This window comes from Serratia sp. NFX21, assembly GCF_048517035.1.
GTDB lineage: Bacteria > Pseudomonadota > Gammaproteobacteria > Enterobacterales > Enterobacteriaceae > Serratia > Serratia quinivorans.
On sequence record NZ_CP183196.1, the window covers coordinates 3210355 to 3233189 of the forward strand.

Below are 22835 nucleotides of genomic sequence, written 5' to 3' on the forward strand. Positions count from 1 at the left end.
CCGCGTACACAAGGTAAATAATATGGCCGGTATACAGTTAAACAGTGTGAAGAAGGTTTATCCCAACGGGTTCAAAGCATTGCACGGGATCGATCTGGATATTAAAGACGGCGAGTTTATGGTGTTTGTCGGGCCATCCGGCTGCGCCAAATCCACCCTGCTGCGGATGATCGCCGGGCTGGAGAGCGTCAGTGAAGGCCAGATATTGATCCACGACCGCTGCGTCAACGACACCATGCCGAAAGATCGCGGCATCGCCATGGTGTTCCAGAACTATGCGCTGTATCCGCACATGACGGTCTACAAAAACATGGCGTTTGGCCTGATCGGCAAGGAAAGCAAAGCCGAAATTGACCGCCGGGTGCGGGACGCGGCCGAAAAACTGGAAATCACCAATCTGCTGCAACGCAAACCGGGCCAGTTATCCGGCGGCCAGTGCCAGCGTGTAGCGGTCGGCCGTGCCATTGTGCGCAAGCCCAAAGTGTTTCTGTTCGATGAACCGCTGTCCAACCTTGATGCCAAGCTGCGGGTCTCGATGCGCGTTCAACTGATCGAACTGCACAATCAACTCAAGCAGGAGGGTGCTGCCGCCACCATGGTGTATGTCACCCACGACCAGGTGGAGGCAATGACCATGGGTGACCGCATTTGCGTGCTGAACCGGGGGGCCATTATGCAGGTGGATAAACCGATCAATCTCTACCACCAACCGGCCAACCGCTTTGTCGCCGAGTTTATCGGCAGCCCGTCGATGAACCTGCACGATATGGCGATTACCCGCAGCGCTGAGGGTATCGGGCTGCGCATTGGTGACGAATATCCCCTCGAACTGCCGGCGACGCTGCAAGGACAGTTGGAAAATTACCCGCACCCACGCGTGTGCCTTGGCATTCGCCCGGAGTCTCTGCGTCTGTGTGCGCCCGGCAGCAGTAATTGCTTCCCGGCGAAGATTGTCACTATCGAACGCATGGGCAATGAAGAGTTGCTGCACTGCGAACTGGCCGGACTGCGCTTTGTGCTGCGCATGGCGTCGCAGCCTGACTGGGAGCCACGCCTGGGGGAACAGATCCACCTGGCTTTCGACCTGTCCCGCGCACACCTGTTTGACGAAATCAGCGGCCAAAACCTCAAATAATTAGATCGGAGAATGTGCAATGTCGTCAGCTCAACAAAATGGTTTTGCCGGCCGCCCGGTTCGGGTACTGGTGATTGGTGCCGGGGCGCGTGGAGAAATTTACTCGCGCTACGCGTTGGCTCACCCGGATTTAATGCAGGTGGTGGCAGTGGCCGAGCCACGTGACGTCTACCGTCAGCAATTTGTCGAACAGCACGCTATCGCGGCGGACAAGGTGTTCACCGACTGGCGGCAGGCCGCCGACGCAGGCAAATTGGCCGATGCGGTGCTGATCTGCACTCAGGATACTCTGCACCTCGAACCGGCACTGGCCTTCGCCAAACAGGGTTATGCCATGCTGCTGGAGAAACCGCTGTCGCCGGACGCCAGCGAATGCCGCACCATCGTCGAGGAAGTGGTGCGCCAGAAGCTGATTTTCTCCGTCGGCCACGTGCTGCGCTATACGCGCTACACCCAAAAACTGAAGCAACTGCTGCGCGATAACGTGATTGGCGACATCGTCAGCCTGCAACATCTGGAGCCGGTGGGCTACTGGCATCAGGCGCACTCCTTCGTGCGCGGCAACTGGCGCAACGACAACGAAGCCGCCTTTATGCTGCTGCAGAAGTCCTGCCACGACATCGACTGGATCCGCTACATCATGGAATTGCCCTGCGAGCAGATCAGTTCATTCGGCGGCCTACGCCATTTTCGCCAGGAAAACCAACCGGCCGGGGCAGCAGATAATTGCCTGGACTGCGCGGTAGAAGCCAGTTGCCCCTACTCCGCCAAACGCATCTACCTGGGTGACGATCACAAGGCGACGCCGGGTTTCCTGCGGGTGTTGACCCCAGAAGTCAGCCAGCCGCATTTGCAGGCGGCGCTGCGCGACGGTCAATATGGCCGCTGCGTCTATCGCTGCGACAATAACGTGGTCGACCATCAGGTGGTCAACATGCAATTTGCCGGTGGCCGCACCGCCTCCTTTACCATGACCGCCTTTACCCGGCTGGAAGATCGCCAGACCCGTATTTTCGGCAGCCATGGCTGTCTCGAGGGAGACGGACGCTACATCCGCATTACCTCATTCGTCGACGACAGTGAAAAGGTCTACGACGTCGATGAGGCCGAAGATCTGCACGCCATGTCCGGTCACGGCGGTGGCGATTACTACCTGATGCAGCATTTTATCGACGCCATTCGCACCAACGATCCTTCACAGGTGCTGTCCGGCCCGGCAGAAACGCTGGAAAGCCACCTGATGGTGTTTGCGGCGGAACGCGCACGCCGCGAATCTGCAGTGATCACCCTGAGTGGAGCCTGAAAACGTGGAAATATCACAGATGCGCTACGGTTTCGATATCGGCGGCACCAAGATCGAGATGGCGGCCTACGACCGGCAGCTCAGACAGGTACTGTGCCAGCGAGTCACGACTCCCACCGGTAATTATCGCGAGTTCTTGTCCTGCATCCATCAATTGGTCGACAGTGCCGACAGCCAGCTGCACACCCAGGGCAGTATCGGCATCGGTTTACCGGGCGTGACCGACCCGCGCAGCCGCCGACAGTTGGCGGTTAACGTCCCCTGCCTGACCGGCCACTGTCTGGCAGACGATTTGGCGCAAGAGTTGGCGCGACCGGTTGAAATTGAAAACGACTGCCGCTGCTTTGCCCTTTCCGAAGCCAGCACGCCGCAAACCGAGCATCTGGCGCTGGTGTTCGGCGCCATTATCGGTACCGGGGCCGGCGGCGGCCTGGTGATGAACAAGCAGTTGCATAAGGGCCGCAATGGGTTGGCAGGCGAATGGGGCCACACGCCTATCTCCGCCCAGTTGGCGCAGCGCTACGACTTGCCGTTATTCACCTGCAATTGCGGTCTGACTGGCTGCTTTGAACGCTACGTTTCCGGCAGCGGTCTGTTGGCGCTGAGCCGTCATTTCGGTCACCCGGCCGACAGCGTACCGACGTTAATCGCCAGTTATCGACAGGGAGACCCGTTGGCGCGACGACTGATGGCAATGTACGTAGATATTCTGGCCAGCGCACTGGCCAGCCTGCAACTGTTGTTGGATGTCGATGCTTTTGTGCTGGGTGGCGGCCTGTCCAACGTTGGCGAGCTGTATTCACTGCTGCCCCCGGCCATGAGCCATTGGCTGTTGCCCGGTACCGAACCGGCGGCAATCTATCCGCCGGTGCACGGCGACAGCAGCGGTGTACGAGGAGCCGCGTTATTACGCCAAAGCTGGCAATAAAAAATAGTGAAAAGACCGCCAGGAAAAAATCAGTGCCGCAGCTTTCATCCTGCTTTTGGCAAATTAACCCAGGCGGCAAGTTGCCGCCTGATAAATAACGGATTACGGCTTTTCACTTTATTTCCAGGCAGCTTTCGGTTGAGGGCCAATCGAAAGGCTTTTTAAATATAAGCAACTGATACATATGGTTTTTTATAAAATAACCGATTGCATTTCACTGTTTCGTTTGCTGTAATTCGCCACGAACAACTGAAAGCACTCCTGCCAGATTAACTGCGACGCATTGCGCCGCGGCCGGGTATGGCTACAGCTAAATCAGGAGTCACGCGTTAATGATAAATACCCTAAAACGACGGGAATTAATTATCGACCAGCTTTGTCGCGAAGGCTCAGTGCGCGTCGAGCAACTCAGCGCCCAGTTTTCGGTTTCCAGCGTCACTATTCGCAGCGACCTGCGCCAACTGGAAAAAAGCGGCTGTGCGGTCCGTGCCTATGGCGGCGCAATGCTCAATAAGCAGTTCGCCTTCGATCGTCCGCTACAGGACAAGGGGCGCCTCAATCGCGACGTGAAATACGCCATTGCCTGCGCGGCGGCGGAACTGGTCAAAGACGGCGATGCCATCATTCTCGACTCCGGTTCGACCACCAGCCAAATGGCGCAGCAGCTGGTCGGTAAAAAGGATCTGGTGGTGATGACCAATGCGCTGAATATCGCTTTCGAACTGGCCAACAACGAACAGGTTGATCTGATGGTGGTCGGCGGCAGCGTACGACGCAAATCCTGGTCACTGTATGGCCCGGCCGCCGAGCAACACATGCGTCAGTTCCGTTTCGACAAGCTGTTTCTCGGCGTCGACGGTTTTGACCTGATTAGCGGCATCACCACGCCGGATCCCGGTGAAGCGCAACTCAACCGCGCCATGTGCGACGTAGCGCGTGAAGTGATCGCCGTAGCGGACGCCAGCAAGTTCGGCCGCACCAGCTTTTGCATGATCCGTGAAATCGGCCAAATCCAGCGTTTGGTCACCGACAGCCGCATCCCGGAAAGCTACCTGCATGCGCTGAACCATTTAGGGGTCGACGTGATTATCGCCGACCGTTAACCGAGGTTTTTAAGGAGTTTCAACATGAACGGTTATTTTGCTTACGATGCGGGCTGGCTGGAACAACGACATGCGCTGCATACCGCACGTGAGATCTGGCAGCAGCCGGACTTATGGGCCGCCCTGCACCAACAGTTACAGCAGCAACAAACGCTGTGGCAGCCTTTCCTTACCCCGCTGCTGGCTAACCCGCGCCTGCAGATTGTTCTGTGCGGCGCAGGTAGCTCAGCCTTCGCCGGTCGGGCATTGGCACCCTGGCTGCGCGAGAAAACCGGTCGCGACGTGGTGGCCTACGGCACCACCGATATTGTCGCCAACCCGCACCAATATCTAGACCTGACCCGCCCTACGCTGCTGGTGTCTTTCGCTCGCTCCGGCAACAGCCCGGAAAGCGTGGCAACGGTGGAGCTGGCCGATCAACTGCTGCCGGAAAGCTATCACCTGATGCTGGTATGCAATCCGGACAGCCAGTTGGCGCAATATGCCCATCAACGCGATAACGTCTGTTCGCTGGTGATGCCACAGGGTTCCAACGATCAAAGCTTTGCCATGACCTCCAGCTTCAGCTGCATGATGCTGTCCGCCGCGCTGTTGCTCGGCCCCTATTCCCTTGCCGAGGCCCAGCGGCCTCTGACGGCCATGGTGGAGCGCTGCCGCGAACTGCGTGAAACTCTGCAACCGCAGGTGAAGGCGTTGGCTGCCAGCGGTTTCCGGCGTTACATCACGCTGGGCGGCAGCTGTTTTACCGGGCTGGCAGAAGAGGCTTCGCTGAAGATGCTGGAGCTGACGGCCGGACAGATTGTCACCCGTTACGACTCGCCGCTCGGCCTGCGCCATGGGCCAAAATTTATGGTCGACAACCAAACCCTGGTCCTGCTGATGTTCTCCAGCGGCGACTATGCCCGCCAGTACGATCGCGATCTGTGGAACGAGCTGCAACGCGACGGTCTGGCGATGCAGATGGTCGGCCTGACCGGCAATACTAAGGCGCTGTGTGAACAAATGCTGAACCTGCACCACGCCGAAGATGACGTCTGGTTGCTGTTCCCTTACCTGTTATTCACCCAGATGCTGGCCTTTGAAAGCTCGCTGGCACTTGGCCTGACGCCGGATAACCCATGCCCGACCGGAGAAGTTAACCGGGTGGTTAAAGGCGTTACTATTTACCGTTACCCGTCATCTGTGGCGTAAGGAATCTCTATGTACCTGATATCCAACCGCGAAATGCTGCTAAAAGCGCAGCGCCAGGGTTATGCCGTGCCGGCGTTCAACGTGCATAATCTGGAAACCGTGCAGGTGGTGGCGGAAACCGCTGCCGAACTGCGCTCACCGGTGATCATGGCCGGTACGCCCGGCACCTTCAGCTATGCCGGCACCGACTATTTGATCGGCATCTGCCAGGCCGCCGCTCATCGTTACGATCTGCCATTGGCGCTGCACCTGGACCACCACGAAGAAATGGATGACATCGAATATAAGGTCAAAAGCGGTATCCGTTCGGTAATGATCGACGGCTCACACCTGCCATTCGCACAGAATATTGCCAAGGTGGCCGAAGCCGTGGCACTGTGCCACCGCTACGGAGCCAGCGTGGAGGCTGAACTGGGACGACTCGGTGGGCAGGAGGACGACCTGATTGTCGATTCGACCGACAGCTTCTTTACCGACCCGGCCGCCGCGCGCGAATTTGTCACCGCGACCGGCATCGATTCGCTGGCGGTGGCGATTGGCTCCGCCCATGGCCTGTACCACGGCGAACCTAAACTGGATTTTGATCGTCTGGCGCTGATCCGCAAACAGGTCGATATCCCGTTGGTGCTGCACGGGGCCTCCGGCATTCCTGAAGCCATGGTCAAACGCGCCATTTCACTGGGCGTCTGCAAGGTCAACGTGGCGACCGAACTCAAAATTGCCTTTGCCGATGCGGTGAAGAGCTATTTCTCCCAGCACCCGGACGCCAACGACCCGCGCAAGTATATCGTGCCTGGCAAATTGGCGATGAAGGAGGTGGTGGCCGAGAAAATCCGCATCTGCGGCAGCAGCGGCATGCTGTAACTCAGCATAAATCACCACAGCTGGCCGCCGCTTAAGATTCAATGGCGGCCAAATCCATTTTTTTACCGTGACAGAGTTCACAGCCCACCCGCTACATCCGCCTGCAAATCATTAAGCCGTCTTCAGCATGATCTAAATCATGGTTTTTCCCGCCCCCCTCCCTATTATCAAATCTATTGGCACTAAAAATTAAGAATAGTATATAAACCATTCAAAACGGAGATTAGTGGAATTTGGATCAGGATGACATTCAACATACCCGTTTAATGTTTATTTAATTGGAGTCAATTATTTTTCATTTCATTTTAAAAAGGAATTAATAATGAACTATTCTCGCATAGCTTTGGTACTCCTGGCCCTTCTTCCAGCGACCTTGCAGGCAGCGCAGGGCTACAACAGCCGCGTGGCTTCTGGCACCATCCGTTTTACCGGCGAAATCACAGCGCCAGCCTGCACTATCAAACATCTGAATGAAGGGATCGTTTCTAATTGCTCTGGTATAACTCTAGCCAATGGCAAGAGTCCTGGCATTAGCTCATTAAACAACATGTCGCCTGAACTGGTTTCCAACGTAACAACCGAAACCATTAATAATAACGAAAAACTAAAGAACATCATAATCAGCTATAAATAACCTGCGTTACTTTATTAATAACCCAGGTTACTTTTATTAATCACCTGCGAAACTTTTTTAGTATTAATTTTGACTCAATTAAATAAACTTATTGAGGATTTGTAAATTTATTTTATACATTTGAGGCATAAAGCGACACACCACATTCATGCTCACAGTATGGGCAACCCGAGGTTGCCCATCTTCATGTCCGGAATCCGCCATCGCTCCCCCGCATTTCGTGCAATAATCCCCTCATCAAACGAGAGGAGAGTTCACATGCAGACCTTTTTTATTGACCGTATGGCGACGCCGGTAGGCGAACTGGTGCTGATTGCTGATGAGCAGGACCGCTTGCGCGCCATCGACTGGACTGAGCATGAAGTACGCCTGATGAAGCTGCTGAATACTCATTACCGAGCCGATCGTTTTCAACTGATAGACAAACGCAACCCCGGCGGCCTGACCGAAGCGATGCAACGCTATTTTTCGGGTGAATTGGATGTCATTGATCAGTTGCCGGTAATGACCGCCGGTACCGAATTCCAGCGCAGCGTCTGGCAGCAACTGCGCCAAATCCCCTGCGGGGAAATCATTACCTATGGCGAACTGGCGAAACGCATAGGTCGCCCGACCGCTTCACGCGCAGTCGGTATGGCTAACGGCTCCAACCCCATCAGCATCGTGGTGCCCTGCCACCGGGTGATTGGTTCGCAAGGCGCCTTGACCGGCTATGCCGGTGGCGTTCAGCGCAAGCAGTGGCTGCTCAAGCACGAAGGCTATTTGCAAAACGATCTGCTTTAATCCCACCGCAGCCGATACATCGCAAGATACCCCGGCTGCGGTAAGCGTTACGTATTGATGTAAGTAGCAAAGAAATCAAAACATTTCAGGCCACTACAGGATATTCGGCGGCATGTTTGCGCAAAATTCGCACAGAATGCCCCCGTTGTTATTAATGCTACCCTTATCACCTGCCGGAAAAGATGTTAAAATTGACGCATATCAATTATTGAATGAGCGTAATCTATGATCCCGGAAAAACGCGTGATTCGTCGTATCCAGTCTGGTGGTTGTGCGATCCATTGTCAGGATTGCAGTATCAGCCAACTGTGTATTCCTTTTACTCTTAATGCCCATGAGCTGGACCAGCTCGACAACATTATCGAAAGGAAGAAGCCTATCCAGAAGGGCCAGACCTTGTTCAAGGCCGGCGATGAACTGAAATCGCTGTACGCTATCCGCTCCGGGACCATCAAAAGTTATACCATTACCGAGCAAGGCGATGAGCAGATCACCGGTTTCCACCTGGCGGGCGATCTGGTTGGTTTTGACGCCATTGGCGGCCTGAAGCACCCAAGCTTCGCTCAGGCGCTGGAAACGTCCATGGTGTGTGAGATCCCGTTCGAAACCCTGGATGACCTGTCCGGTAAAATGCCGAATCTGCGTCAGCAGATCATGCGCCTGATGAGCGGCGAGATTAAAGGCGATCAGGACATGATCCTGCTGTTGTCGAAGAAAAATGCCGAAGAGCGCCTGGCCGCATTCGTCTATAACCTGTCGCGCCGCTTTGCAGAACGCGGTTTCTCACCGCGTGAGTTCCGTCTGACCATGACCCGTGGCGACATCGGCAACTACCTTGGTCTGACGGTAGAAACCATCAGCCGTCTGCTGGGCCGCTTCCAGAAAAGCGAAATCCTCAGCGTTAAAGGTAAATATATCACCATCGAAAACGTCGACGCCCTGTCGGTGCTGGCCGGTACGCCACGCATTAACGTGACCGTAAACGCCTGATCCCAAGCTGGGTTAGTAATTCAACAGAATTATTGACCCAGCCTATCTCTGCTGCTGTTCTGTTTTTCAATGTTGGGTTACTCTGTAAATTGACAGACTGTTGATTTTCAGCTGTAAGGAGGCCCTATGGCGAAGTATCAGAATCTTCTGGTGGCTATTGACCCCAACCAGGATGACCAGCCGGCGCTGCGCCGGGCGGTGTACCTGATTAAACGAAATGGCGGGCGCATTAAGGCCTTCCTGCCTATTTACGACTTCTCTTACGAGATGACGACCTTGCTCTCACCGGACGAAAGGACGGCGATGCGACAAGGTGTTATCAGCCAACGTGCCGCATGGATTAACGAGCAATGCCGTTTTTACCTCGACGAAGGCGTTCCTATTGAAATCAAAGTGGTCTGGCATAACCGCCCTTATGAAGCGATTATTCAGGAAGTGATCGCCAGCAAGCACGATTTGCTGTTAAAAATGGCGCATCAGCACGACCGCCTCGAATCCGTTATTTTCACCCCCACCGACTGGCATCTGTTACGAAAATGCCCTTGCCCGGTGTGGATGGTCAAGGACCAACCCTGGCAGGAAGGCAGCAAAGCGGTGGTGGCGGTCAATCTGGCCAGTGAAGAACCCTACCATGACCCATTGAACATCAAGCTGGTACAGGAAACCGTGGAACTGGCGCAAAACGTCAACCAAACCGAAGTTCACCTGGTCGGCGCCTACCCCGTTACCCCCATCAATATTGCTATCGAACTCCCGGACTTTGACCCCAGCGTCTACAACGACGCCATTCGCGGGCAGCACCTGATCGCCATGAAGGCGTTAAGGCAAAAATTCGGCATTAAAGAAGAGTTTACCCACGTTGAAAAAGGCCTGCCGGAAGAGGTGATCCCCGATTTGGCCGAGCACTTGCAGGCGGGTGTGGTGGTATTGGGTACCCTGGGGCGCACCGGCATTTCGGCGGCGTTTATCGGTAACACGGCAGAACATGTGATCGACCATCTGAAATGTGACCTACTGGTGATTAAGCCGGAAAACTTCAATTGCCCGATCGAAGTCGATGAGGACGATGAGCACGACGACGAGGATTGATGTTTGACGCATAAAGAAACGGGCCGAAAAGGCCCGTTTTTATTTGTTTGCGTTACGCCTGCAGCGCACGCAGTATCGCTTCCACACTCTCTTTGGCATCGCCAAACAGCATCTGGGTGTTCTCTTTAAAGAACAGCGGGTTCTGCACGCCGGCATAGCCGGTGTTCATCGAACGCTTAAAGGCAATCACATTCTGCGCTTTCCACACTTCCAGCACTGGCATACCGGCGATTGGACTGCGCGGATCTTCCAGTGCGGCCGGGTTCACCGTGTCGTTGGCGCCGATCACCAGCACGGTGTCGGTATCGGCGAAATCGTCATTGATTTCATCCATCTCCAGCACCACGTCATATGGCACCTTGGCTTCGGCCAACAGCACGTTCATATGGCCCGGTAAACGCCCGGCAACCGGATGAATACCGAAACGCACCTTGATACCACGAGCGCGCAGTTTCTCGGTGATTTCTGCCACCGGATACTGCGCCTGCGCTACCGCCATGCCGTAGCCTGGGGTGATGATTACCGACGTGGAGTTTTTCAACTGCTCGGCAACTTCTTCCGCGGTGGTTTCGCGATACTCGCCCATTTCTTCCGCATTACCGGTCGAAGAGCCATCGGTACCGAAGCCTCCGGCGATCACGCTGATAAACGAACGGTTCATCGCCTTACACATGATGTAAGACAGGATGGCCCCCGAAGAACCCACCAACGCACCGGTCACGATCAGCAAATCGTTGCTCAACATAAAGCCCGCTGCCGCTGCCGCCCAACCCGAATAGGAGTTGAGCATCGACACCACGACCGGCATGTCTGCACCGCCGATGGAAGCCACCAGATGCCAGCCAAACGCCAGCGCGATAGCGGTCATCAGCACCAGTGCCACCGCTTGCCAACCCACGCTGTCGGCGCGAACAAACACCACCAACAGGACGAAGGAAACCACCAGTGCCGCCAGGTTCATTTTGTGTCGGTTTGGCAACGCCAGCGGTTTGGAAGAGATGATGCCGCGCAGTTTGCCGAACGCGACAATCGAACCGGTGAAAGTGACCGCACCGATAAAGATGCCGAGGAACACTTCGGTCAGATGGATATTCTCCATCACCGGCTCCATCGCCACACCGTGATCCAGGTAGCTGTTCAAGCCCACCAGAACCGCCGCCAGACCCACAAAACTGTGCAGCACCGCCACCAGCTCTGGCATTTCGGTCATTTCGACCTTTTTCGCCAGATAAACCCCGATGGAACCCCCGATAATCATCGCGATGATGATCCAGCCCACGTTGCCGGAATCCGGCCCGAGGATGGTGGCGATCAGCGCAATCGCCATCCCGGCGATGCCAAACAGGTTGCCCCGTTTTGAGGTTTCATGGCGCGACAGGCCGGCCAGACTACAAATAAACAGGATAGCGGCAACAATGTATGCAGCTGTAACTAATCCTCCAGACATATGCTACCCCTTAGTTCTTGCGGAACATCTTCAGCATGCGCTGAGTGACGGTGAATCCACCAAAAATGTTGATGCTGGCGATCAGCACGGCGATAAAGGAGAGGAAACTCACCCAGCCGCCATGGCCAATCTGCAATAGCGCACCGACCACGATAATCCCTGAGATCGCATTGGTGACCGACATCAACGGGGTGTGCAATGCATGGCTGACGTTCCAAACCACGTAGTAACCCACCACGCAGGCCAGCGCAAACACGGTAAAGTGAGACAGGAACTCTTTTGGTGCGGCGTTGGCCAGCCAGCCAAACAGGATGATGGCCAGCGCCATCAGGCCATATTTCAACCATGGCGAAACCGGTTTTGCTGCCGGTTTGGCGACCGATGCCGCTGCCGGTGCCTGTTTAGGCTGGGCAGAAACCTGGATTGGCGGTGCCGGCCAGGTGACTTCGCCACTGCGCACCACGGTAACGCCGCGGATCACGGTATCTTCAAAATCAACGTCAATTTCGCCGTTTTTCTCTTTCGACAGCAATTTCAGCAGGTTAACCAGGTTGGTGCCGTAAAGCTGTGAGGATTGAGTCGGCAGGCGGCTTGGCAAATCGGTGTAGCCAATGATTTTCACGCCGTTGTCGCTCACGGTCACGCGATCGGCCACGGTCAGTTCACAGTTGCCACCGTTTTGCGCCGCCAGATCGACGATCACGCTACCCGGTTTCATCGAAGCCACCATCTCTTTGGTGATAAGCTTCGGTGCCGGTTTGCCCGGGATCAACGCGGTGGTGACAATAATGTCGACCTCGGCCGCCTGGGCGGCGAACAGCGCCATCTCGGCCTTGATAAAGGCTTCGGACATCACTTTGGCATAGCCATCGCCGCTGCCCGCCTCTTCCTCAAAATCCAGCTCGAGGAATTCAGCGCCCATGCTCTGCACCTGCTCTTTGACTTCCGGGCGGGTGTCGAAGGCGCGAACAATCGCCCCCAGGCTGCCTGCGGCGCCGATGGCCGCCAGGCCCGCTACGCCGGCACCGATAATCATTACCTTGGCGGGTGGAACCTTGCCGGCAGCGGTGATTTGCCCGGTGAAGAAACGGCCAAACTCATGCGCGGCCTCAACAATCGCACGGTAACCGGCGATGTTGGCCATTGAGCTCAGTGCGTCCATGGATTGTGCGCGTGAAATACGCGGTACAGAATCCATCGCCATCGCAGTGACATTGCGAGCGGCCAGCTGCGCGATCAGCTCCGGGTTTTGCGCCGGCCAGATAAAGCTGACCAGGGTGCTGCCCTCGCGCATTAACGCAATCTCGTCCTCAAGCGGTGCGTTAACTTTCAAAATCAGGTCTGACTGCCAGACATCAGCGGTGTCAGTGATTGTTGCCCCAGCGGCTTCATAAGCGCTATCGTCAAAACTTGCCAGTTTACCCGCCCCGCTTTCAATCGCGACGGTAAAGCCCAGCTTCAGCAGTTGTTCCACCGTTTTCGGCGTTGCTGCGACCCGGGCTTCATTGGCCAACCGTTCTCTTGGTACACCAATACGCATAATGTTCCCTTCTCACCTGTCTATGATGATGTTTATTATCTTCCTACCCATAGCGATGGCCCCGGCCGACAGGTTTTTATTAGCCTTGTCGGCAACGAATTAAGGCACCATCTATAACCTACTGAAAATATGATCGATGATCCATAATTGCTTACGCATTCATGTCTGTTTTTACATAAAAACTCAGGCAGTGACATGATAAATCGCAAATTAAAGTTAAAAACCCCGGTGGAATGCCGTTTTTGCGGCCATATTGTGGCTGGTGGAGGTTGGCGATTTTCCAGTGATACATGGCCAGGACGCATAAAAGTTATAAAATTGTGAATAATTAACACTTATGACATCAAAGGCTTTATTATTGAAACTTATGGCGATTCTGCGCAATATATCGGGCACAATCCTTCTGGGGGTTTGTCTCACGGGATGACATAAAATGCTGAGACACTGGTCGAGATTACATGTAATAATCGGCGGCTGAATTACACCTAAACAGTTCAGCACGTTATAAACGTTAATGCGCTAGGCGAAAGGATTTTTTATGAAGCTGAAGAACACGATCATCGCATCAGCCTTGTTATCACTCACAGCGCTGTCTGCTCAGGCGGCACAAGAGTTAACTCCTGAAAAAGCAGCGGCGCTGAAGCCGTTTGATCGCATCACGATTACCGGCCGCTTTAATGCCATCAATGAAGCCGCTGATGCCATATCCCGCCGTGCAGATAAACTGGGTGCAGACTCCTTCTACATTCAGGACAGCAACAACAGCAACAATGGCGGCAACTGGCGCGTCACCGCAGATCTTTATCATAAAGATGCGCCGGAAGTGAGCAAAGAACCAAAATACCGCGTGATTAACGGGGTTACCGAACTGCCGAAAGAACAAGCCTTCCTGTTGGAGCCGTACGACACGGTGAGCGTCAGCGGTTTCTACCGCAGCCAGCCGGACATCAACGATGCCATCACCAAAGAAGCGAAAAAGAAAGGCGCAGCCTCCTTCTTTATCGTGCGTCAGGTAGATGCCAACCAGGGCGGCAACCAGTTCATTACCGCTTATATCTATAAGGCCGATGCCCCTAAACGTACCGTTCAGAGCCCGGATGCCATCCCGGCTGATTCTGAAGCCGGTAAGGCCGCACTGGCTGCCGGTGGCGCTGCTGCTGCCAAGGTTGAAATTCCAGGTGTTGCCTCTTCTGGCTCACCAAGTCGCGACGTAGGCCGTTTCTTCGAAACCCAGTCGTCTACCGGCAAACGTTATACTGTCACTTTACCGAACGGGACCAAGATTCAGGAAGTGAACAACGTGACTGCCGCGCAGATGGTGCCGTTTGATTCCGTGACCTTCACTGGTCACTTCAACAGCATGACTGACGTTTCTAGCGAAGTTGCCAAACGTGCGGCCGAGAAAGGCGCCAAGTACTATCATGTGACCCGCCAGTGGCAGAACAAGAGCGGCGGCAACCTGACCGTCAGCGCCGACCTGTTCAAATAAGTTTCACTTTGCGGTTTACCATCGGGCAGCCATTGAGCTGCCCGTTTTTTTGTCGCTGATACCGCCCTGCCAGTTGAATAGTTTTTTGTAAATCACGCATACTTAATCATTGCATCCACACGCATCCAGCCGTAGAATTTGCGCCAATTTTTAGGGCTATTGTCTACTCGTTCAGTAATTGTCATTACGTTGTTACTGCCAAGCAGTTCCCTTCCAGTTGTTTATTCTGCGCTCAGGATCCGTCATTGGAAAAAAAACTAGGTCTTACCGCGTTAACCGCATTGGTGCTGAGCTCAATGCTGGGCGCCGGGGTTTTCAGCCTGCCACAAAACATGGCGCAGGTTGCCAGCCCGGCGGCCCTGCTATTGGGTTGGGCAATCACCGGCGTCGGCATCCTGTTTCTGGCTTTTGCCATGCTGTTGCTAACCCGCCTGCGTCCCGATCTGGACGGTGGCATCTTTACCTATGCGAAAGAAGGCTTTGGCGAGCTGGTGGGCTTTTGTTCCGCCTGGGGTTACTGGTTGTGCGCAGTGATCGCCAATGTCTCTTATCTGGTTATCGTGTTCGCCGCACTGAGTTTATTCACCGATCGCGGCGGAAACGTCATTCTGGGCGATGGCAATACCTGGCAGGCACTACTGGCAGAGTCAGTATTGCTGTGGATCGTCCATGCGCTGGTGTTGCGCGGCGTGCAAACTGCAGCCAGCATCAATCTGGTGGCAACCCTGGCCAAGCTATTGCCGCTGGGGATGTTCGCCGTGTTGGCAGCGATGGCGTTCAACATGGACGTCTTTACGCTGGATTTCCACGGCGTCGCTCTCGGTAAACCGGTGTGGGAACAGGTAAAAAACACCATGCTGATTACCCTGTGGGTATTTATCGGTGTGGAAGGCGCAGTCGTGGTTTCAGCGCGGGCGCGTCATAAAAAGGATGTCGGCCGTGCAACCATGCTGGCAGTGATCTCCGCACTGGCGGTTTACCTGCTGGTGACTTTGTTGTCCCTGGGTGTGGTGCCGCGCAGCGAATTGGCCGAAATGCGCAATCCTTCCATGGCGGTGCTGATGGTCGATCTGATTGGCCCCTGGGGTGACGTGATTATCGCTGCCGGGCTGATTGTTTCGGTCTGCGGGGCCTATCTGAGCTGGACGATTATGGCCGCCGAAGTCCCGCTGCTAGCGGCACAACACGGCGCTTTCCCAAAGATTTTCCGCAAGCAGAACAAGAATCATGCGCCTTCAGCTTCACTGTGGCTGACCAATATTGCCGTGCAGTTCGCACTGGTGCTGATCTGGCTGACCGGCAGCAATTATAATTCTTTGCTGACTATCGCCTCGGAAATGATCCTGGTGCCTTATTTCCTGGTCGGTGCCTTCCTGTTTAAGGTGGCAATTCGTCGTCAGGACAAACGGCTGATGTTCGCCGCCACAGGTGCCTGCCTGTACGGCATTTGGCTACTCTACGCTTCTGGGTTAATGCATTTGCTGATGTCGGTGTTGCTGTATGCACCGGGGCTGCTGGTGTTTATTTATGCCCGAAGCGGACATAACGACGTCAAGCTGCTGAATCAGCTGGAGAAAGGCAGTATTTTTCTGTTGCTGGTGGCCACGGTACCGGCCGGCTGGTTTATGCTGCAGTAGGTGAAAAATGGCCGGGTGGGATCACCCGGTCAGTTACTTTGAGATGTACGCAGGCTGATGGTCATGCGTTCCCCAACCTGAGAGATAATCACTCCCTCAACGCACTCTTGTTGAATGGTCGCCAACTGCTGCGTGTCCAGAGCGTAAGGCAGCTTAATGTCGAATACCGCCAGCCCCTGTTGCTGTGCCAGGTCGATCAGGCGCACGATGTTGGTTTCGTCGCTGACCTGGGTAGAAACCACCTGCAGCGCCAACGCTTTCAACTGCTCTTTCCGCGTTTGCGAAGCGGAAGCCTGAGATTTCAATACCATGCCAAAAAATGGCATCACGCCATAAATTGCATCAACAAAGCGCCAGTGCTTCTTGCACGATGCGGACAGAAAATCCATGTAATCAAAACAGACTTTCTCACTGCGGGCGACGGATGCAAGGTGACTGCTGTTCATCCCTTCCTCTCATTGCCGGGTGTATTACATCCTGAAATGGATAATCGATGCGAAGCTTTAACGAATTTCCGCCGTATAATGGCATAATTCCCCTATTGTTTGCCAGTCTGTCCAGGAGCTTTAATCAATGGAACTTCACAACTCAGCCCCGGTGCTGATTACGGGCGGCGCACGCCGGATTGGACTGGCATTGGCCAGGTCATTCTTGCAACGTGATATTCCCGTGATCATTGCCTATCGCAGCGACTACCCGGCGCTGGGCGAACTGAAAAGACTGGGGGCAACCTGCATTCAGGGCGATTTCTCAACGCACGACGGTATCTATCGTTTCGCCGAGCAGGTTCGCCAGGCAGCGCCCAAACTGCGCGCGGTGATCCACAACGCCAGCGCCTGGCAGGCCGAATCACCGGAAGTGCCACCGGAGCAAGTGATGGCGGCCATGTTGCAAATTCACGTTTATACGCCTTATCTGCTCAATCAACTGCTGGAATCTTGTCTGTTGGGCCAGGGGCAAGCCGGTGCGGATATCATCCATCTGACCGACTATGTGGTAGAGAAAGGCAGCGACAAGCACATTGCCTATGCCGCCAGTAAGGCCGCGCTGGACAATATGACCCGCTCTTTTGCCCGCAAGCTGGCACCCGAAGTTAAAGTCAACGCCATCGCCCCGGCGCTGATTATTTTCAATCCGGGCGACGACGAGCATTATCGGCAACAGGCGTTGGCAAAATCACTGATGAAAATCGCCCCAGGCGAGAGTGAAGTGGTCAATCTGGTGAACTATCTGCTGGACAGCCGCTATGTCACCGGCCGTACCCACGGTGTCGACGGCGGACGCCCGCTGCGCTAACGCATGATCTGCATGGCGTATCGCGGAGCCCCGCGTTATGCTGAATTTCGTTATTCTGATAAAACCGCTGAATATGCATAAAATTGTTTTTGTGGAAGACGATCCCGAAGTCGGCAAACTGATTGCCGCCTATCTGGGCAAGCACGACATTGAAGTGTTGATTGAGCCACGCGGCGACAGTGCACAGGCCCGCATCGAGCTGGAGCAACCTGATTTGGTGCTGCTGGATATTATGTTGCCCGGCAAGGATGGTATGACGCTGTGCCGTGATTTGCGCCCAACCTTCCCCGGCCCGATCGTGCTGCTCACCTCACTCGACAGCGATATGAACCATATTCTTTCGCTGGAAATGGGCGCTAACGATTACATCCTGAAGACCACGCCGCCGGCGGTGTTACTGGCGCGACTACGTTTGCACCTGCGTCAGCATGGCAGCCAGCCAAAGGAAGAGTCAACACAACCGCTCACTCAACACAACGCCCTGCACTTTGGCCTGTTATGCATCGACCCGGTTAACCGGCAGGTGACGTTGGGTGAAGAGGTCATCACCCTTTCCACCTCAGATTTTGATCTGCTGTGGGAACTGGCCACCCACGCCGGCCAAATAATGGATCGCGAAGCCCTGCTGCAGAACCTGCGTGGCGTGAGTTATGACGGTTTGGATCGCAGTATAGACGTGGCGATTTCTCGCCTGCGCCGCAAGCTGTACGACAATGCCCTGGAACCCTTCCGCGTCAAAACCGTGCGTAATAAAGGTTACCTGTTCGCTCCGAATGCCTGGGAGTTCGTGCAGCAATGAGAAAGCTCTTTGTGCAGTTCTTCCTGCTGCTTTTCGTGTGTTTCCTGGTGATGGCGATGCTGGTGGGGTTGGTGTACAAAGTCACCGCCGAACGCGCCGGCCGCCAGTCAATGGACGATCTGATGAAAAGCTCGCTGTACCTGATGCGCAGCGAACTACGGGAAATTCCGCTGAAAGACTGGAACAAGACCATCGCCACGCTGGACTTGAATCTGTCGTTTAAGCTGCACATCGAGCCGCTGGGCAAACAGGATCTGAGCGAAGATTTGAAAAAACGGCTGCGTCTGGGGGAGATTATCGCCCTCGACGATCAATACACCTTTATGCAGCGTATCCCGCGCAGTCACTACGTGCTGGTGGTCGGGCCGATCCCTTATCTGTTCTATCTGCATCAAATGCGGCTGCTGGATTTGGCGCTGCTGGTGTTCATCGGCATGTCGCTGGCGCTGCCGGTATTTCTGTGGATGCGTCCGCACTGGCAGGACTTGCTGAAGCTCGAAAACGCGGCTCAGCGCCTCGGTGCCGGGCATCTGGATGAGCGAACCCATTTCGACCCTACCTCCAGCCTGAATCGGCTCGGGGTGGCCTTTAACCAGATGGCGGATAACGTCAATACGCTGATCGCCAGCAAGAAACAGCTGATAGACGGTATCGCCCATGAACTGCGCACTCCGCTGGTACGGCTGCGTTACCGCCTGGCGATGAGCGATAACCTTTCCGAGAGTGAACAGCAGGCGCTGAACCGCGATATCGGTCAGTTGGAGTCACTGATCGACGAACTGCTGACCTATGCACGATTGGACCGTCCGCAGGTCGCACTCAATATAGAACCGCTGGATTTGCCCAAATGGCTGGAGGACAAGGCTGACGACCTGCGCCTGATCCACCCGGAACGTGAAATCGAATTGAACATCCCGCACGTCGGTGATTTTGGCGGCGTCGATTTACGGCTAATGGAGCGGGTGCTGGATAATCTGGTGAACAATGCGCTGCGTTATAGTGAGCAACGCTTGCGCATCGGCCTGTGGTTTGACGGCGACAACGCCTGCCTGCAGGTAGAAGACGATGGGCCAGGTATTCCACCGGAAGAACGTGAGCGGGTATTCGAGCCCTTTGTACGTCTCGATCCCAGCCGCGATCGCGCGACCGGCGGCTGTGGCCTGGGTTTGGCGATTGTTCATTCGATTGCCGTGGCCTACCAGGGCCAGGTCTACGTTGACGCCAGCTCTCTCGGTGGTGCCAGCTTCCGCTTCTGTTGGCCGCTAAAGCCCACTTTCAATTTAAAAGCAGACCCGGTGTAACCCCGTTTACGTGGCAGCATAAAAACGCGAAACAGTGATCCGGTTTACAAAAAATGGAGCTAAACGATGACATCTGCACATTCCCCTTCTTCTTACGACGAGCTGCGTGCCATTTTCACCCGCCTGTCACGCTTCGGCCATCTCTCCGCCATTGCCGGCTGGGATATGCAAACCATGATGCCACCGGGCGGCAGTAAAGCGCGTTCCGAGGCACTGGCTGAGCTAAGCGTATTGCAACACCAGATTTTAACATCGGATAAAACCGGTCGTCTGTTTGAACGCGCACAGCAAGAAACGCTGGACGACATTGACCAGGCGAATTTGCTGGAGATGCGCCGCCAGTATGACAATGCGGTGCTGGTACCAGAATCGTTGGTCGAGGCTAAATCCCTGGCCGGTGCACGCTGTGAACATGCCTGGCGTTCCCAACGCCCAGCTAACGACTGGGAAGGTTTCGCGGAAAATCTGCGCGAAGTGGTTAAACTGAGCCGCCAGGAAGCGCAGATCCGTGCCGAAGCGGCAGGTAGCAGTCGTTATGATGCCCTGCTGAACCTTTATGAACCGGGAATGCGCAGCAGCGATATTGATCGCATTTTTGGCGATTTGAAAACCTGGCTGCCCGACCTGCTGCAGAAGGTGGTGGCTAAACAGGCCCAGGAACCTTGTCTGGTTCCGCAGGGGCCGTTCAATGTGGAAACCCAACGTCAACTGAGCCTGAGCGTGATGAAGCTGCTCGGCTTTAACTTCGACGGCGGTCGCGTGGACGTCAGCGCTCACCCATTCTGCGGCGGCGTACCGGAAGATGTTCGTATTACCACCCGCTACAACGACAAAGAATTTCTGACCGCATTGCTCGGCATCGTGCATGAAACCGGCCATGCTCGTTACGAACAAAATCTGCCACGCGAATGGCTGGGCCAGCCGGTAGCCCAGGCTCGTTCAACCGCTATCCATGAGTCGCAGAGTCTGCTGTTTGAAATGCAACTGGCGCGCGGCAGCGATTTCCTGAAGATCCTGCGTCCACTGGTGGTCAAACAATTCGGCGAGCAACCGGCATTGGAAGAAGGTAACTTCATCCGACTAAATCAGCGAGTGAAACCAGGCCTGATCCGCGTAGACGCTGACGAAGTCAGCTACCCGGCGCACGTGATCCTGCGCTATGAAATCGAGAAGGCTCTGGTCGAAGGCGAGATTGAGGTAGAAGATATCCCGGCGCTGTGGGGCGAGAAAATGCACGGTTACCTTGGCCTCGATACTATCGGCAACTACCGTAACGGTTGTATGCAGGATATTCACTGGACCGATGGTGCCTTCGGTTACTTCCCGACTTACACCCTGGGTGCCATGTATGCCGCGCAACTGTTCCACAGCGTCCGCAAAGCTCTGCCAACGCTGGACAGTGACATTGCCGAAGGCAACCTGAATCCGCTGTTCCAATGGCTGAAGCAGAATATCTGGCGTCACGGCAGCCGTTTCCCTACCAATACCCTGATCGCCAATGCGACCGGCGAGGCCCTGAACCCAGACTATTTCCGTAAGCATTTGGAAAGTCGTTACCTGTAAGATCCCCAGGCACGGCTAATCCCGTGCCTTTTTCCCCTACTTTGCCGCCGCTATTCCATAGCGCACCCCCTCCACCCAAGACGCCCAGGCTGCAGAGTACCGGTTGGCCACTCCCTACATGTATGTTGTAACTAAAGTGAGATTTAAACTTCGATGGATCCGGTTCGTTAACCGGCCAGTGCTCGCGATGTACATTAGGTTACACGCCGAAACCAATCACTCACGGAAAGCATCGGGCCGTTTGCCTACTATCTTATCACCGGCCCCGCAGTGGGCTTGATACATGATGAGTAACTTGAGGAATCAACGATGAAAAAAGTATTAGCTCTGGTTGTTGCCGCTGCAATGGGTCTGTCTTCTGTTGCCTTCGCTGCTGACGCTGCCACTACCACCACTACCGCACCTGCGGCGACGGCTACCACCACCGCGGCTGCACCAGCCAAGACCACTCACGTGAAAAAACATCACGCGAAGAAAGCCCCAGCTCAAAAAGCTCAGGCGGCTAAAAAGCACCACAAAGCCACCGCTAAAAAAGCGCCGGCTCAGAAAGCCCAGGCAGCTAAAAAACACCACAAAACAGCCAGCCATAAAAAAGCGGCGTAACAGCAATTAATGTGAGGCTCCCCTCACCAGTTCAGGCTTGAGTTGTCCAACACCCGGTTCGCCGGGTGTTTTTTCATCGGGGGTTCTCATCATGCTGCGTCGCTACCTATTTGAAATCATTCTGACCACGCTGATCCTCTGTGGACTGATCGCCGCCTTTTTTTATCTGTAGCCACACCGCCCTCTGGATAATAAATTATTGAAAAATCAATCACTGCCCATCCACACGGCGACTAATTCAGTCTATAGTTACCATTCAGTGTGTTTATGGATGATCCGTATTTTCCAGGCAAGAAACCTATGCGCATAACCGTTTTGCTGTTGCTGTGCTCATTCCCGCTCGCACTCTCCCTCTCAGCACGGGCCGACAGCCCATCCGATTCGTCGACCGCTGAGCAAACCCGCCTGTTTTTTGGCAAGGATGAACGAATAAAAGTAACGGAAACCGACGGTTGGCCGTGGCAGGCCATTGGGCAAGTGGAAACCGCCAGCGGTAACCTGTGCACCGCCACGCTGATCTCTCCGCATCTGGCGCTCACCGCAGGCCACTGCGTGCTGGCACCACCGGGTCAACTGGATAAAGCCATTGCGCTGCGTTTTGTTGCCGGTAATAAGACCTGGAAATACCAGACCGACAATATTGAGACGCTGGTGGATCGCAAACTGGGGAAAAAACTCAAACCTGACGGCGATGGCTGGATTGTACCGCCAGCGGCAGCGGCCTATGACTTTGCCCTGATCCGTCTGAAGGATAAAAAAACCTTGCCGATTAAGCCGCTGCCGTTGTGGCAAGGCGACAGCAAGGCACTGACCCAGGCAATGAAACAAGCCAAACGGCTGATTACCCAGGCGGGATACCCAGAAGACCATCTGGACGATCTCTACAGCCACCAGAACTGTAAAGTGACCGGCTGGGCGCAACAAGGCGTACTTTCACACCAGTGCGATACTCTGCCCGGCGATAGCGGTTCGCCGTTACTGCTGAAAACTGCCGACGGTTGGCGGCTTATTGCCATTCAAAGCTCCGCACCGGCAGCCAAAGACCGTTACCGCGCCGATAACCGCGCGCTGGCAGTGACCGGTATCCGCGATGCGCTGGACGCGCTGGCGGCGGGGAAATAAAACCCGGGGGCAACTTGT

General features: G+C 55.0%; 21 protein-coding genes. 18 read left to right on the plus strand and 3 right to left on the minus strand.

The genetic code is table 11. The annotated features are described in order from the left end of the window. Positions 1–22 precede the first annotated feature (22 nt). The 10 genes from ACNT1W_RS15130 (at position 23) to uspE (ending at position 10020) form a co-directional block, all read left to right on the plus strand. Complete coding sequence (locus ACNT1W_RS15130) at positions 23–1135, plus strand: ABC transporter ATP-binding protein (protein ID WP_261408925.1); 1113 nt, start codon at positions 23–25, stop codon at positions 1133–1135. Positions 1136–1154: 19 nt separating this feature from the next. Next, entirely contained in the window at positions 1155–2438 is a 1284-nt protein-coding gene (locus ACNT1W_RS15135) for a Gfo/Idh/MocA family protein (protein ID WP_012145303.1), read from the plus strand. A gap of 19 nt (positions 2439–2457) precedes the next feature. Further along, positions 2458–3366, plus strand: a complete 909-nt coding sequence (locus tag ACNT1W_RS15140; RefSeq protein WP_419246874.1) for an ROK family protein — start codon at positions 2458–2460, stop codon at positions 3364–3366. Positions 3367–3698: 332 nt separating this feature from the next. Next, positions 3699–4469, plus strand: coding sequence for a transcriptional repressor AgaR (gene agaR, locus ACNT1W_RS15145; protein ID WP_012145305.1), 771 nt, complete (start codon positions 3699–3701; stop codon positions 4467–4469). Positions 4470–4493: 24 nt separating this feature from the next. After that, entirely contained in the window at positions 4494–5660 is a 1167-nt protein-coding gene (locus ACNT1W_RS15150; protein WP_419245803.1) for an SIS domain-containing protein, read from the plus strand. Between the two features lie 9 nt (positions 5661–5669). Next, positions 5670–6524: a tagatose bisphosphate family class II aldolase gene (locus ACNT1W_RS15155; RefSeq protein ID WP_261277971.1), complete on the plus strand. Its 855-nt coding sequence runs from the start codon at positions 5670–5672 to the stop codon at positions 6522–6524. Positions 6525–6846: 322 nt separating this feature from the next. Continuing rightward, positions 6847–7158: a hypothetical protein gene (locus ACNT1W_RS15160; RefSeq protein WP_017892970.1), complete on the plus strand. Its 312-nt coding sequence runs from the start codon at positions 6847–6849 to the stop codon at positions 7156–7158. 258 nt (positions 7159–7416) lie between these two features. Next, a complete protein-coding gene (gene ogt / locus ACNT1W_RS15165; RefSeq protein ID WP_112362869.1) occupies positions 7417–7941 on the plus strand; it encodes a methylated-DNA--[protein]-cysteine S-methyltransferase in 525 nt (174 codons plus the stop codon). A 225-nt stretch (positions 7942–8166) separates the two neighbouring features. Then, positions 8167–8931, plus strand: coding sequence for an FNR family transcription factor (locus tag ACNT1W_RS15170; protein ID WP_012145310.1), 765 nt, complete (start codon positions 8167–8169; stop codon positions 8929–8931). Between the two features lie 126 nt (positions 8932–9057). Further along, positions 9058–10020, plus strand: coding sequence for a universal stress protein UspE (gene uspE, locus ACNT1W_RS15175; RefSeq protein WP_012145311.1), 963 nt, complete (start codon positions 9058–9060; stop codon positions 10018–10020). 52 nt (positions 10021–10072) lie between these two features. On the opposite strand, the gene pntB is transcribed toward uspE, so the two are convergent. Together pntB and pntA are read right to left on the minus strand one after the other, a co-directional pair. Further along, positions 10073–11467, minus strand: coding sequence for a Re/Si-specific NAD(P)(+) transhydrogenase subunit beta (gene pntB / locus ACNT1W_RS15180; RefSeq protein WP_115184605.1), 1395 nt, complete (start codon positions 11465–11467; stop codon positions 10073–10075). Positions 11468–11477: 10 nt separating this feature from the next. Further along, positions 11478–13007: a Re/Si-specific NAD(P)(+) transhydrogenase subunit alpha gene (gene pntA / locus ACNT1W_RS15185; protein WP_419245804.1), complete on the minus strand. Its 1530-nt coding sequence runs from the start codon at positions 13005–13007 to the stop codon at positions 11478–11480. Between the two features lie 538 nt (positions 13008–13545). Between pntA and ydgH the strand changes: the two genes are divergently transcribed. Next, positions 13546–14496, plus strand: coding sequence for a DUF1471 family protein YdgH (gene ydgH / locus ACNT1W_RS15190; RefSeq protein ID WP_419245805.1), 951 nt, complete (start codon positions 13546–13548; stop codon positions 14494–14496). 245 nt (positions 14497–14741) lie between these two features. Then, positions 14742–16133 carry an amino acid permease gene (locus tag ACNT1W_RS15195; RefSeq protein ID WP_112362866.1) on the plus strand — a complete coding sequence of 464 codons (1392 nt, stop codon included), beginning with the start codon at positions 14742–14744 and terminating at the stop codon, positions 16131–16133. 29 nt (positions 16134–16162) lie between these two features. On the opposite strand, the gene ACNT1W_RS15200 is transcribed toward ACNT1W_RS15195, so the two are convergent. Beyond that, positions 16163–16579 carry a hypothetical protein gene (locus ACNT1W_RS15200; RefSeq protein WP_112362865.1) on the minus strand — a complete coding sequence of 139 codons (417 nt, stop codon included), beginning with the start codon at positions 16577–16579 and terminating at the stop codon, positions 16163–16165. A 127-nt stretch (positions 16580–16706) separates the two neighbouring features. On the opposite strand from ACNT1W_RS15200, the gene folM reads away from it, so the two are divergent. The 6 genes from folM (at position 16707) to ACNT1W_RS15230 (ending at position 22817) form a co-directional block, all read left to right on the plus strand. Next, positions 16707–17429, plus strand: coding sequence for a dihydromonapterin reductase (folM, locus tag ACNT1W_RS15205; protein ID WP_012145317.1), 723 nt, complete (start codon positions 16707–16709; stop codon positions 17427–17429). 73 nt (positions 17430–17502) lie between these two features. Then, positions 17503–18228, plus strand: a complete 726-nt coding sequence (rstA, locus tag ACNT1W_RS15210) for a two-component system response regulator RstA (RefSeq protein ID WP_026142393.1) — start codon at positions 17503–17505, stop codon at positions 18226–18228. Continuing rightward, complete coding sequence (gene rstB, locus ACNT1W_RS15215; RefSeq protein WP_012145319.1) at positions 18225–19529, plus strand: two-component system sensor histidine kinase RstB; 1305 nt, start codon at positions 18225–18227, stop codon at positions 19527–19529. Before rstA ends, rstB begins: the two co-directional genes overlap by 4 nt. Before the next feature lie 66 nt (positions 19530–19595). After that, positions 19596–21092, plus strand: coding sequence for a carboxypeptidase M32 (locus ACNT1W_RS15220; RefSeq protein WP_012145320.1), 1497 nt, complete (start codon positions 19596–19598; stop codon positions 21090–21092). 309 nt (positions 21093–21401) lie between these two features. Continuing rightward, positions 21402–21695, plus strand: coding sequence for an acid resistance repetitive basic protein Asr (gene asr / locus ACNT1W_RS15225; RefSeq protein WP_259189448.1), 294 nt, complete (start codon positions 21402–21404; stop codon positions 21693–21695). 300 nt (positions 21696–21995) lie between these two features. Next, positions 21996–22817, plus strand: coding sequence for a trypsin-like serine peptidase (locus tag ACNT1W_RS15230; protein WP_041418578.1), 822 nt, complete (start codon positions 21996–21998; stop codon positions 22815–22817). The last annotated feature ends 18 nt before the right edge of the window (positions 22818–22835 follow it).